Source organism: Selenomonas sp. GACV-9 (assembly GCA_900116485.1).
GTDB lineage: Bacteria > Bacillota > Negativicutes > Selenomonadales > Selenomonadaceae > Selenomonas_A > Selenomonas_A ruminantium_G.
Genome location: FPAX01000011.1, coordinates 56,886 through 69,772, shown reverse-complemented (window position 1 = coordinate 69,772; position 12,887 = coordinate 56,886). Strand labels below are relative to the sequence as shown.

The window sequence follows — 12,887 nt, the reverse complement described above, 5'->3', positions numbered from 1 at the left end:
CTCGTTCGACTTGCATGTGTTAAGCACGCCGCCAGCGTTCGTCCTGAGCCAGGATCAAACTCTCCAATAAATCATATTGAAGAACTCAATCAAGCTCTCAATTATCATATGGTTCATAAATTACTGAAGTAATTTATGTAAGCGACTCACAAGCAATCAAGATTGCTGTTCGCTGCTTAAGAAATTGCCGATTGCTATGTTGTTCATACCAATCGATGTTTTGAATATGAAACCGAAGTTTCATCAAACATCTGGCTTGAATCATGTTGCATGATTCATTCTGCATTGTTTAGTTTTCAGAGAACAATCTCGCTCATCTCTGCCCCAGCAGAAAGTGCTGTGCGCTGATGACTTGTATTATATTACACGTCTTCAGCGCACTTGTCAACACCTATTTTAAACTTTTTCTTATATTTTTTAAAGATTTACCAGATTTCTTTCATCAGCGGACGATATGCCTCGTTGAGGAAGTTGATCAGTACATCAAACATGCCATAGATCTCTTCCCCTAAGCCAGCAAAATCTTCGCCCGGCGTCAGCAGGCAGACATCAAGGATTAATGAACCCGTTGCATCAAAATACAATTTGAAGGGCTTGTACTTGAGATTCTGCTCATTGGCCAGACGCAGGACTGCGAGCTCATTCTCCTCGGTTCTTGCCTGGGGCGATATCTGAACGCGAATCATCGAAAAGACGCTGTCATCCAAGAGCACAAGCGTTGGCAGCTGCTGACCTTCAATCAGGACATGTGAGCGGAACACCGTCGTATGCTGGGCATCCTCCTGGACTTCTTCCATCTGGAAAGCTGCCTGTCTGTTTTCATCCTCTGCTAAATACTTTTTAAATGCCTCTGCCTTCTTATTCATTTTATCCTCCTTTAAAAGCTATGCAAACTATTACTCTCATTCACTCTACTACAATTCGTCACAAAATACAGATAGTCCTTTTTTCTTGGCAGGATTTTTCCCTTATCTTCACGAACATTAACACAATTACATATTCTTTTCCTTTCAGGTGATACAATATGAAGGATAAATATCAACGAACACTTTCACACAGCCTCTTGATCTGCCTGTTTTGCTTGATTACCACATTAGTGATCCAGGCAGCCACCACTTATGCATTATACCGCAGTGCGCTTTCTTTCCAGCAAGCTTATATCCAGCATACCGTTGACAACATCGTGCTGAACATCGATGTGCTGCGAGACAATATCCAGAAACATCACAAGGAAATGAATCAACCGATTACGGATGAGGAAATCCGTAACATCATAGAATCCATCCTACGCAAAGTATTTTATGAGGCCAGCAATGAAAATGGCAGCTATGTCTGGATCAACGAAGTAATCAACTATGAAGGCGGCGATGACTATGCCCGCCGCTTGATCCATCCGAACCTGCGCAACACCGAGAGCATTTCCCTTTCCACCCAGATGCAGGACGCCGAGGGAAATTATCCTTACCTTACAGAACTGGAAGGCGTCCGCGAGCATGGGTCCCTGTTCTACAGCTATTATTTCAAAGACCTCGGCGCCGATACCATCTCCAAGAAACTCAGCTACGCCCGGCTTTATCCTGACTATAACTGGATCATTTGCATGGGTATTCCCTATCACGCCGTCTGGGAAAACATCTATGCTGGCTCTACAGCTCTGAAGTTCATTATCCTCTGTGGTTACCTGCTATCACTATGTGGCATCATCGCCACCAGCCTGTATGCGCTGCGCCTTTACTGGCGGCAGCACAAATTACAACAAGATGAGCTTAACGTTCTGCAGCAGGTCATCGACACTGACAGCCTGACAAGAGCACACAGCCGTCATTACGGCACCGCCCGCTTGAAGGAATTACTAGACGACTACCACGATACCGAGCAGAATACCATCATCGCCATGTTCGACATCGACTATTTCAAGACAGTCAACGACACATATGGACATGATTTTGGCGATATTGTCCTCCGGGAGACCGTAGAACAGATCAAGAATAATATCCGCCGTGAAGACTGCCTGATTCGCTGGGGTGGCGATGAATTCATCATCATCCTGCCGCACATGAGCCGGCAAGATCTGGAGCAGCAGCTGAAACGTCTCAACCAGTGCATCCGCAGCCATACCTTCGCCAACACCAGCGGAAAACTGCAGCACATCACGATATCAATTGGTGCGACAAGTTTCCAGAGCAACGACATCTCTATCGACACCACCTTGAAACGCGTCGATAACGCGCTTTATCAGGCTAAAAAAGTGCGCAATACCTTCCATATCGAAAGTGATACTCTCAACTGAATCGAAAACAAACAGCCGGATAGCTGCGTTTCTGCACTATCCGGCTGTTTCTCTTACCGATTATTCAACTTTTACCTGCAGCCAAAGGCGCGTATAGAGCTTATCAAGCTCCTTGCCCAGATAGCTGTAGGTTTCCTGTCCATGATAGACTTCTTCTGGCGGGAAGGCTATATCCAGATAACCTTCCATCTCTTCATTCTCCTCTTCCTGTTCCCGCACGGAAACATTCGGCGTCGAATAGCCGAGTTCCTCAAAATTCTTTGCGGCAATGTCAGGCCGGCAGATGAAATCGATGAACTTATGGGCATTTTCCACGTGACGCGCATTCTTCGGGATTACCCAGGAATCGATAAAGAGATTCGTCCCCTCTTTCGGCGCTGGGCAGAAGCGCAGGTCCGGGTTGGCTTTCATCAGCTTGATGGCCTCACCGGAAAAAATGACACCTAATGCTGCCTCACCTGAGCTTAGCTTATCGCGGATATCATCGACACCATACGCCTGCACCAGCGGTTTCTGCGCGATGAGCATATCACGGGCTGCCAGCAGCTCCTGCGGATCCTTCGTGTTCATCGAATGGCCCTGCAGCCGCAAGGGAATCATCATGGCATCACGGGCCGAATCCTGCATGAGGATTTCGCCCTTGTACTTGGGATTCCAGAGGATCGACCAGCTGTCGACCGGCTCATCGACCAGCTTGGTATTATACATGATGCCGACCGTGCCCCAGCAATAGGGAACATTATACCGATGTCCCTTGTCGAAAGCCTCGGACTGCAGGAAGAAATCCTCGCCGATATACTTCGTCGCATTCGGCAGCTTGGAAAAATCCAAAGGCTGCAGCAGGTCATTTTCGATGAGTTTCTGGATCATATAATCCGACGGGCAAAGTACGTCATAGTTTTCCGCCCCTTCAGCCACACGCGGATACATACTCTCATTGGTGTCGAATTCGTCGAGGACGACATGGATTCCCGTCTCCTCCTCAAACTGAGTCAGCACATCCTGCGACAGATAGTCGCCCCAGCTGTAGACATAAAGGACATTATCGCCGCTTTCCTGCTCCTCGGCAAACATATCACAGCCGGACAAAAGCAGGCTTGCCCCCAGCATCATCAGCAGCAACAGACTGCGCCAATACTTTCTCATACGTCCGCCTCCCTTTTCTCTGCCTTGCGATAGCGGCGGATTACACGATAATTGAACAGCAACAGCGTGACCAATACGATGACAGCCACGAAGAACAGCGTCGACAGGGCATACATCTCCGGATGGATACCGAGCTTGATTTCCGAGTAGATCTCCGTCGTCAGGGTTTCGATGCCTGCACCTTTGGTAAAGTACGTGACGATAAAATCATCAGCCGACATCGCAAAGGAAAGCAGGAAAGCTGCCATGATTCCCGGCGTAAGCTCGGGCAGGACGACTTTCCAGAACGCCTGCACTGGCGTCGCCCCGAGGTCCAATGCTGCCTCATAGCAGACACGATCCAGGCTCAGCACCTGAGGCAAGATGCAGAGCATCGCATACGGCAGATTGATGACGATATGGGCCATCAATATCGTATCATAGCCAAGGCGCAGGCCCAGCCCCAGGAACAGCAACATCAAGGAAATACCTGTGACGATATCGGCATTGAGCAGCGGGATATTGGCCAGCCCGCGAAACAGGATACGGCCATGGCTGCCCATACGGCGCAGCCCCAATGCCGTCACCAGGGCCAGAAGCGTTGCCAAGGTTGCCGACAGCACGCCAATCGTCAGCGTATTGATAAAAGCATTGATGATATCCTCACTGGCAAACAATGCCGCATACCAGTCCCAGGTAAAGCCTGTCCACTGGCCGCGGTAACGGCTTGCATTGAAGGACTGGGCAATCAGCACCGCAATCGGCGCATACATGAACAGCACGACAAGTCCCAGATAAGCTTTTTTCAGTTTTGCCATCATGCCTTCACCTTCTTCCGCTGATCATCCGTCTCGGTAAAAGCCTCCAGCAGGATATTCAAGATGATGAAGACCATCAAGACCATCGACAGGGCACTGCCGAGCTGCCAATCGTAGGCAGCCGTGAATTCCTGCTCAATGATATTGCCAATCAGCAGGATCTTATTGCCCCCCAGCAGTGCACTGATGACGAAGGTCGTCAGCGCCGGGATGAACACCATTGTACAGCCGCTCACGATGCCCGGCAGCGAGAGGGGCAGCATGACATGACGGAATGTCTGCCAGCGGTCAGCCCCCAAATCCCAGGCCGCCTCGATGACGCTATGGTCGATGCGCGAAATCGCCACATAAAGCGGCAGCACCATATAGGGCAGGAAATTGTAGACCATGCCGATGACAATGGCCAGCGGCGTATTGATGAGCGTCATATCCGGCAGACCGCAAAAGCGCAAGAACATATTGAGGATGCCGTTTTTTTCGAGGATGGTCTGCCAGGCCATCGTGGTCAGCAACGAGTTCATCCACAGCGGCAGCAAAAACAGCAAAAAGATCATTATGCCCTTAGCCCGCCGCAATTCCTGCAGGATCAGGCAGAGCGGATAAGCCATGACCAGGCAGATTACCGTGCTGATCAAGGCCAGCTCTGCCGATAAGCCCAGAGCCTTCAGATACTCCCACTGCAGAACCACCTGCAGATTCGCCAGCGTGAAGACGCCCGCCTCGTCGGTCAGTCCATGCCAGAGCACGAAAAACAGCGGCAGGATAATGAACAACGCCGCCCAGATGCCAAAGGGCACAGCAAACAACTGCTGCAGCGATTTTGACTTATTCATCAGACACGGCCTCCTCATCTTCCGAGGCCGGTTTTGCCATGATCTGGATATTCGCCGGGGCCAGGCGGATGCCTACCTCTGCGCCCTGCTCGTGACCGGTGATGGTCTGCACGAGCCAGGAGAAACCGCCTGCCTCAATCGTGATATCGTAGACGGTTCCCTTGAATACCACCTGCCGGATGATGCCACGGAACTGGCCGTCTGCCGGCGTACAGATCTGGATATCCTCCGGACGGATCTGCACATCGACAGGCACGTTCTCGCCAAAACCCGTATTGATGCACGGAATATCCTTGCCCAGCAGATGAACGAGCTTATCGCGCACCATGACACCATCGATGATATTGCTGTCGCCGATGAAATCTGCCACGAAGGCATTCTCGGGCTCGTTGTAGACGCTCTCCGGCGTGCCGATCTGCTGGATCCAGCCCTGGTTCATGACCACGACCGTATCCGACATGGACAAAGCCTCCTGCTGGTCGTGCGTGACAAAGATGAAGGTGATACCGAGCTCCTTCTTGAGCTTGACGATCTCGCGCTGCATGTTCTGGCGCAGCTTGAGGTCGAGCGCAGAAAACGGCTCATCCAGCAAAAGCACCTTCGGCTCGTTGACCACAGCCCGCGCTATGGCAATGCGCTGCTGCTGGCCCCCCGACATCTGCGTGACCCGCGCGTGTTCATACCCATCGAGATTGACGAGCTTCAACGCGTATTTTATCTTATCCTTGATGTAGCTTGCGCTCTTGCCCTTGAGTTTGAGGCCGAAGGCGATATTTTCCGCTACATCCATATGGGAAAACAGCGAATACTTCTGAAAGACCGTATTGACCTGACGCTTCTCCGGCTGCAGCCGCGTGATGTCCTGTCCATCAAACAGGATACGGCCGCTGTCCGGCGTCTCAAAGCCGCCAATCATGCGCAGGATGGTCGTCTTGCCACAACCTGACGGTCCAAGCAGCGTGAGGAATTCGTTCTCATGTATGGTGAGGTTCAAATCTTCCAAAATCTGCCGGTCTTCATAGGATTTATTGATGTGTTCAAGTTTCAGTAATTCTCTTGCCAATTCTTCTCATTTACCCTCCTGTACTGCCCAAAAGTGAACGCCTTCTATTTTATCACGAAACCCTTCAATACAAAAGAATCTTTTTCCGATGAAAAAATCCCGTCCGTATCAATGATACGAACGGGATCCTGTATTTGACTTGTCAAGAAGATTGACCAGTCAGATTACTCAACCGTAACCGATTTCGCGAGGTTGCGCGGTTTATCAACGTCGCAGCCACGCGTGATAGCGGCATAGTATGCGAGAAGCTGCAGCGGTACGACCGTGAGGATTGGGATCAGGAGCTCATCCGTCTCCGGAACCTTCATGACATGGTCGACATACTTCTCAAGCTCTTCATCGCCCTCAGCAGCAATACCGATGACGACAGCATCACGGGCTTTGACCTCTTTGATGTTCGAAAGCGTCTTCTCGTAAACGCTCTTCTGGGTAGCCAGTGCGATGACTGGAACACCCTCGACTATCAGTGCCAGCGTGCCGTGCTTGAGCTCGCCAGCAGCATAAGCCTCCGCATGGATGTAGGAAATCTCCTTGAGTTTCAGCGAACCCTCCAGTGCTACATCATAGTCCAGCGAACGGCCGATGTAGAAGACATCCTCATTGAAGCCATACTGTTTGGCAAAGGTCTTGATTGGCTCGACATCCTCGAGGGTGCGGCTGACCTGCGTCGGAATCTGATGGAGCATATCGATGAGTTCAGCTACGCGCTCCGGCTTCAGCGTCTGCTTGATCTGGGCCATGTAAAGCGCCAGCATGAAGAACAGGACAATCTGCGTCGTATAAGCCTTGGTCGAAGCAACGGCAATCTCCGGGCCAGCCCAGGTGTAGAGCACCTGATCTGCCTCGCGGGCAATCGACGAACCGACAACATTCGTAAGTGCCAGCGTCTTCGCACCCAGGCGTTTGGACTCCTTCATGGCAGCGAGCGTGTCGCTCGTCTCACCAGACTGGGAAACTGCAATGAACAGCGTGTTCTCATCGACGATCGGCTCACGATAACGGAACTCCGAAGCCACATCGACCTCGACCACCGTACGCGCCAGTTTCTCGATATAGTATTTACCTACCAGGCCGGCATGATAAGCCGTGCCGCAGGCAACGATATAGATCTTGTTGAAGGAATTCAGATAATCGGCATCCCACTTGAGCTCGTCCATGACGATGCTCTTGCCGTCTTTAGCGATGCGCTGGCTCATGGTGTCACGGACAGCCTTCGGCTGCTCATGAATCTCCTTGAGCATAAAGTGCTCATAGCCGCCCTTCTCAGCAGCCTCAGCATTCCAGTTGACCTCAAAGACCTTCTTGGTCACCGGCTCACCCTGACGATTGGAAATCTTGATGGAATCCTTCGTGAGGACAGCCATCTCACCGTCGTTGAGGATGTAAGTACGGCGCGTGTACTGGATGATAGCCGGGATATCGGACGCGATGAAGTTCTCGCCCTCGCCCAGACCGATGACCAGCGGGTTGTCCTGCTTCGCACAGATCAGCATCCCCGGGTGCTTGCTGCTCATGAATACGAGTGAGTAAGAACCCTCGACGCGACGCAGCACCTCGCGTACCGACGAAACGAAATCGCCGTTATAGACCTCTTCGATGAGATGCGCAACGACTTCCGTATCCGTCTCAGATTTGAATACGTGCCCCTTCTCGATGAGTTCTTCCTTGAGCGTCAGGTAGTTCTCGATGATGCCGTTATGGACGACGACGAAATCACCGGAACAATCCGTATGCGGATGGGAGTTGCGGTCCGACGGACGGCCATGGGTTGCCCAACGGGTATGGCCGATACCCATCGTGCCCTGCGGCATATCGTCCTTGATCTTGTCCTTCAAGGACGCCAGACGGCCAACACTTTTCTCCACGCGGATGCTCTCGCCATTGAATACAGCGATGCCAGCCGAGTCGTAACCACGATACTCGAGCTTGGCAAGACCCTCGAGCAGGAAATTTGCTGCCTGTTTGTCACCGACATAACCTACGATACCACACATAATAGTACCTCCTATGAAATTGTACTATTCCTGTTGTGTCCTCCATCCGCTCTTCCCCCAAGCTCACACCTGGGCTTTAACAAATCTCTATCGACCGGACCGGCCGGAAGGCATCCGCTGACTATTCGACAACCTTCTCCTCGTCTTCTCATAAGCAAACCGTCCGCTTAGGAGAACTTGCGCTAGGAATCATTTTCCTTTCATTACACCAGAACAACAGGATATTCTTTTCTGGATTTTCCTCTATTTTCGTGCATCGATGAATTTATCAATGCTCGCTTATTATAACCAATCCGCCTATATAAGTCAATACTTTGTCCCGGGTACTTCCGCAAGGATGTCCCTTTGAACAAGGGACATCCCTTGAGAAGTCATTCAGGTCGCCAGCACGACCTGGTCTTTGCCGTTATGCTTCGCTGCATACAGCGCTTTATCCAACCGCTGATAGAAATCCTGGAAATCATCCTCTGTAAAGATCTGACCGGCACCAATGCTGACTGTTATGCAGCCACCATCTGGCAGTACAGGCGTCTGTTGCAGGGACGCCCGGATGCGATTCCCTACCTGCACGGCATAATCCGCCTCAGCATCAGGCAGCAAGACCAGGAATTCCTCACCACCCCAGCGTCCGACGAAATCATGGCCGCGCACGCAGCCCCGCAATACCTCTGCCAGGCTTACCAGCACATAATCACCCACATCATGACCATACGAATCATTGATTTTCTTGAAATTATCGATATCGAGCAGAAGGCCGGAAAAAACGCGCTGCCGCTTCGTCCAGTGCTGAACCAGTTCCTGCAGATGATGTTCCACTTCCCCGCGATTCAGCAGCTGTGTAAGCCGATCCATGCTGGCAAGCGCCTGCAGTTTCTTGTTCGCCGTAGCAAGTTTCGCATTGGCCTCAGCCAACTGAGCCGCCAGTCTTTCCTGCTCCTGTGAACTTACGGTGACAAAATGGGCCAGGCGATGAACCATCGACAAATACTCCTGGAAATCCTGATTTTCCAGGGCATCAACAGCAGGAGTCTCTGCCTGCACAGACCGATTGCCTTCACGGAAGGCCACAGCCACAAACGTGATGGTCAGCGTATTGATATTGCTGCCCTGCCGCAGATATTCGCCATAGGTATAACAGACAGATACCGGAGCAATTTTCCGGTACCATTCTATTTCTGGTTTCTCCGCCTCTCCGACATAGAAATGGCGGCCAATACAGCTGATCAACACGATTCCTTCCGGCTGGAACGATTGGATCTTGCGGCCCATGTGCAGCGCCTGATTGATGATTGTTTGCGGATCGCCGTAGGAAAGGCGCACCTTCTCCCCTGCCTGCAGGTCAGCCGCAAAAGTCAGGGCATCATCTTCGGTCCGCCCCACCGGCGGCCGTGCCAGCAGGTTGCCATCCCGCTCGACCAGCAGTGGGAACTCTGAAACATTGAAACTCCGAAACTCCTCGCGAGTGACACCCAAATATTTCTCATAAACCAGCGCCGCAGGCTTATGATCAAGCTCAGCTATGGTGTAGTCATCGATCATCTTCGTGATCGTCATCGTCTTCCCCAGCGGCCGCCAGCCCATACTGTCAGCCACCAGCAGCTGGAGCCGGCAGCTGCTGAAAGCAACCACTAAGATTCCCTGACTGACGATGCCATCAGCAGAAAAGATAAATGGCACTTCTCCTTTCACTGCTGCATATGCACCACCGCCAAAAACAGGCACATCATGGACTTTATGCGCCAGCGCCTTCAAAAAGGGACGAACGTCTACAGAACGTGCTGTAATCAACAGTTCCAGTCCTGCCAGATGCTGCGTTTCCTGGCAGCATTCGGCAAGCTCCAGCCCCACCTTCCGCTGCCACGCATGCTCCACCTCCTGCTCATCTCGCGAAAATGCATGGATCTTTACCTGCGTGTCTTGAAACACCATGATGCAGAGCTGGGTTCTCCGCTTTTCCCATTCCTCAATGAGTGGCAGCTCCGACGTAACCGTCCCCACCACTTTTGCCAGCGGAATAGCAGCTGAAATCTGCTCCACCATGGAACTGACGATAGACTGCTCACTGATACAAGTAAACACCTGTACCAAGATATCCGAATACTTCTGCGGGCATTTCGCCTGAAAATCCTTTAAGGCCTCATCAAGGCCTGTCAGGCCATGAAAATCATACGAAAACTGTTTCATACAAGCACCTTCTTCCTATTGCGTAATCTATGAGTCATCTCTATTATAACTTTTGGGCAAAAAGAAAAACAGACTATGAATCACATTAATCCATAGTCTGTTCCCTATCAAATCACATATACACGCTGTGATCTATATTACATCATGCCTGGCATCCCCATGCCCGGTGCAGCTGCCGGAGCAGCCGGTTTCTCTTCCGGTTTGTCAGCGACGAGAGTCTCCGTCGTGAGAACCATGGAAGCAATCGATGCAGCATTCTGCAGGGCAGAACGCGTAACCTTAGCCGGATCGACAATACCAGCTTTGATCATGTCAACATACTCGTTCTTCAGTGCGTTGAAACCGATGCCGTCGCCAGCTTTCTTGACGTTCTCGACAACGACCGAGCCCTCGAGGCCTGCGTTGTTGGCAATCTGGCGAACCGGCTCTTCGATGGCACGGCGAACGATGTTCACTCCGACTTTCTCATCACCCTCGACCTGGATCTTATCCAGTGCCGGCAGGATATCGATGAAGGTCGTGCCGCCACCTGCGACGATACCTTCCTCAACAGCTGCACGCGTAGCGTTGAGCGCATCCTCGATGCGGTATTTCTGATCTTTCATCTCAACTTCCGTTGCAGCGCCGATTTCGATGACAGCTACACCGCCAGCGAGTTTAGCCAGACGCTCCTGAAGTTTTTCTTTATCGAAGTCAGAGGTCGTCTCGGCAATCTGTTTCTTGATCTGAGCAACGCGAGCTGCGATAGCATCCTTATCGCCTACGCCATCAACGATCGTCGTCTCCTCTTTCGTGGAGCGGATCTGACGGGCACGGCCGAGATCCTCCAGCGTAACGCTGTCGAGCTTGCGGCCCAGTTCCTCGCTGATGACATTACCGCCCGTCAGGATAGCGATATCCTCGAGCATAGCCTTGCGGCGGTCACCAAAGCCCGGAGCCTTGACAGCCAGAGCCTTGAAGGTGCCACGAAGCTTGTTGACAACAATCGTCGTCAGAGCCTCGCCGTCAACATCCTCAGCGATGATAGCCAGCTGTTTGCCCTGTTTCACAACCTGCTCGAGAATCGGCAGGATATCAGCGATAGCGGAAATCTTGCGGTCCGTGATGAGGATATACGGATCGTCAAGGATTGCTTCCATCTTGTCCGTATCCGTTACGAGATACGGGGAGATGTAGCCGCGGTCGAACTGCATGCCCTCAACAACCGAGAGGTTCGTCGTCATGGACTTGGATTCTTCAACCGTGATGACGCCGTCTTTGCCGACTTTCTCCATAGCCTCAGCAATCAGTTCACCCGTCTCTTCGTTAGCCGAAGAAATGGAAGCAACCTGAGCGATGTCGGCCTTGCCATCAACCTTCTTAGCTTTCGTCTTGATTTCCTCAACAAGAGCCTTGACAGCCGTATCGATGCCCTTCTTGATAATCATCGGGTTAGCACCAGCAACGACATTACGCATGCCTTCCTGAATCATGGCCTGAGCCAAGAGCGTTGCCGTCGTCGTACCATCACCAGCGATATCGTTGGTCTTCGTAGCAACTTCTTTGACCAGCTGTGCGCCCATGTTCTCGAACGGATCCTCGAGCTCGATGTCGCGGGCAATCGTGACACCATCGTTCGTGATCGTCGGTGCGCCGAATTTCTTCTCGAGAACAACGTTGCGGCCTTTCGGTCCAAGCGTAACTTTTACGGCGTTAGCCAGTGCATCAACACCGCGGCCCAGTGCGCGGCGTGCATCTTCATCAAACAGAATCTGTTTAGCCATTTATATTACCTCCAAAAAGTCTATCTTACAGTACAGCCAGGATGTCGCTCTCGCGGACAATCAGGTACTCTTTGTCGTCAACCTTGACTTCCGAGCCGGAATATTTGGAGAAGACAACAACGTCGCCAGCTTTGACTTCCATAGCAGCGCGCTCACCATTCTCGAGCAGCTTGCCAGTGCCTACAGCAACAACCGTTCCCTTCTGCGGCTTCTCTTTGGCCGTATCCGGCAGTACAATGCCGCTGGCGGTCTTTACATCGCCCTCAGAAACTTCAATGACAACTCTTTCGCCCAATGGCTTAATCATAGGTATCTTCCTCCTATATAATGGAATAACAAAGTTATCTTGTTAGCACTCACTAGACCCGAGTGCTAACTACAGTTCTTATAGTAACCGTTCTTAGTCAAAATGTCAATAAGCAAACAAAAATTAGTCAAAAAATCAAAAACTGTCTTCAATACAAAAACTTCGCCACACATATTCGTTAAATTGCAGTTTGTCTGTTAGTACGTGCGGAACGGAATCCCGATAGTACGCAGCTCGGGGTTCACGGGGTAGTACTTTTTCTGTTTCCGCTGAATGGACCGTACAACCAGAACTACGGACTTAGTTACCTGCTCCCGTCACCAGGTCGCGACGTACATAGTTCTTTCTAGGTTATGCGCTTACGGCCCAGTCCTGCTGCGCAGGACAGTCGCTCCAGACAGAAAGAAGCACCACCCCGTTCGCCCCCTTTGGTAACGGAAGTCTGAGATTGTACGAATCGTTTCTCCCGTAACAAGCACATCGATGTAATTCGTGACCTATCGCCGGAAC

At 51.4% G+C, this 12,887-nt stretch carries 10 protein-coding genes and 1 rRNA gene; 1 reads left to right on the top strand and 10 read right to left on the bottom strand.

All coding sequences use genetic code 11. The features are described from left to right. Nucleotides 1-70: ribosomal RNA gene (locus BM322_RS09770) — 16S ribosomal RNA — on the bottom strand; the annotation flags it as partial. A gap of 355 nt (nucleotides 71-425) precedes the next feature. Beyond that, nucleotides 426-866 carry a hypothetical protein gene (locus tag BM322_RS09765; RefSeq protein ID WP_075430009.1) on the bottom strand — a complete coding sequence of 147 codons (441 nt, stop codon included), beginning with the start codon at nucleotides 864-866 and terminating at the stop codon, nucleotides 426-428. A gap of 158 nt (nucleotides 867-1,024) precedes the next feature. Between BM322_RS09765 and BM322_RS09760 the strand changes: the two genes are divergently transcribed. Next, entirely contained in the window at nucleotides 1,025-2,290 is a 1,266-nt protein-coding gene (locus BM322_RS09760; RefSeq protein WP_082334443.1) for a sensor domain-containing diguanylate cyclase, read from the top strand. Between the two features lie 60 nt (nucleotides 2,291-2,350). Here BM322_RS09760 and BM322_RS09755 read toward each other — a convergent pair whose 3' ends face one another. From BM322_RS09755 to groES, 8 genes are all read right to left on the bottom strand, one after another. After that, on the bottom strand, nucleotides 2,351-3,436 hold the full coding sequence (locus BM322_RS09755) for an ABC transporter substrate-binding protein (protein WP_075430006.1): 1,086 nt from the start codon (nucleotides 3,434-3,436) through the stop codon (nucleotides 2,351-2,353). Next, entirely contained in the window at nucleotides 3,433-4,236 is an 804-nt protein-coding gene (locus tag BM322_RS09750; RefSeq protein WP_318254586.1) for an ABC transporter permease, read from the bottom strand. Before BM322_RS09750 ends, BM322_RS09755 begins: the two co-directional genes overlap by 4 nt. Then, complete coding sequence (locus BM322_RS09745; protein ID WP_075430005.1) at nucleotides 4,233-5,066, bottom strand: ABC transporter permease; 834 nt, start codon at nucleotides 5,064-5,066, stop codon at nucleotides 4,233-4,235. The genes BM322_RS09750 and BM322_RS09745 overlap by 4 nt, the downstream gene beginning before the upstream one ends. Further along, nucleotides 5,059-6,129 (bottom strand): ABC transporter ATP-binding protein, encoded by a 1,071-nt coding sequence (locus tag BM322_RS09740; RefSeq protein ID WP_075430004.1) that lies wholly within the window; start codon nucleotides 6,127-6,129, stop codon nucleotides 5,059-5,061. Before BM322_RS09740 ends, BM322_RS09745 begins: the two co-directional genes overlap by 8 nt. A gap of 164 nt (nucleotides 6,130-6,293) precedes the next feature. Next, nucleotides 6,294-8,123, bottom strand: coding sequence for a glutamine--fructose-6-phosphate transaminase (isomerizing) (gene glmS, locus BM322_RS09735; RefSeq protein WP_075430003.1), 1,830 nt, complete (start codon nucleotides 8,121-8,123; stop codon nucleotides 6,294-6,296). A 375-nt stretch (nucleotides 8,124-8,498) separates the two neighbouring features. After that, nucleotides 8,499-10,307, bottom strand: coding sequence for a diguanylate cyclase (locus BM322_RS09730; protein ID WP_075430002.1), 1,809 nt, complete (start codon nucleotides 10,305-10,307; stop codon nucleotides 8,499-8,501). A gap of 137 nt (nucleotides 10,308-10,444) precedes the next feature. Then, the gene (gene groL, locus BM322_RS09725; protein WP_075430001.1) at nucleotides 10,445-12,070 is read right to left on the bottom strand and encodes a chaperonin GroEL; all 1,626 of its coding nucleotides are present in this window, start codon (nucleotides 12,068-12,070) and stop codon (nucleotides 10,445-10,447) included. Nucleotides 12,071-12,095: 25 nt separating this feature from the next. After that, nucleotides 12,096-12,377 (bottom strand): co-chaperone GroES, encoded by a 282-nt coding sequence (groES, locus tag BM322_RS09720; RefSeq protein WP_075430000.1) that lies wholly within the window; start codon nucleotides 12,375-12,377, stop codon nucleotides 12,096-12,098. Nucleotides 12,378-12,887 lie beyond the last annotated feature (510 nt).

Coding starts and splice junctions, on each gene's coding strand:
- BM322_RS09765 (WP_075430009.1), bottom strand. CDS start 866: ATGAATAAGAAGGCAGAGGCATTTAAAAAGTATTTAGCAGAGGATGAA.
- BM322_RS09760 (WP_082334443.1), top strand. CDS start 1,025: ATGAAGGATAAATATCAACGAACACTTTCACACAGCCTCTTGATCTGC.
- BM322_RS09755 (WP_075430006.1), bottom strand. CDS start 3,436: ATGAGAAAGTATTGGCGCAGTCTGTTGCTGCTGATGATGCTGGGGGCA.
- BM322_RS09750 (WP_318254586.1), bottom strand. CDS start 4,236: ATGATGGCAAAACTGAAAAAAGCTTATCTGGGACTTGTCGTGCTGTTC.
- BM322_RS09745 (WP_075430005.1), bottom strand. CDS start 5,066: ATGAATAAGTCAAAATCGCTGCAGCAGTTGTTTGCTGTGCCCTTTGGC.
- glmS (WP_075430003.1), bottom strand. CDS start 8,123: ATGTGTGGTATCGTAGGTTATGTCGGTGACAAACAGGCAGCAAATTTC.
- BM322_RS09730 (WP_075430002.1), bottom strand. CDS start 10,307: ATGAAACAGTTTTCGTATGATTTTCATGGCCTGACAGGCCTTGATGAG.
- groL (WP_075430001.1), bottom strand. CDS start 12,070: ATGGCTAAACAGATTCTGTTTGATGAAGATGCACGCCGCGCACTGGGC.
- groES (WP_075430000.1), bottom strand. CDS start 12,377: ATGATTAAGCCATTGGGCGAAAGAGTTGTCATTGAAGTTTCTGAGGGC.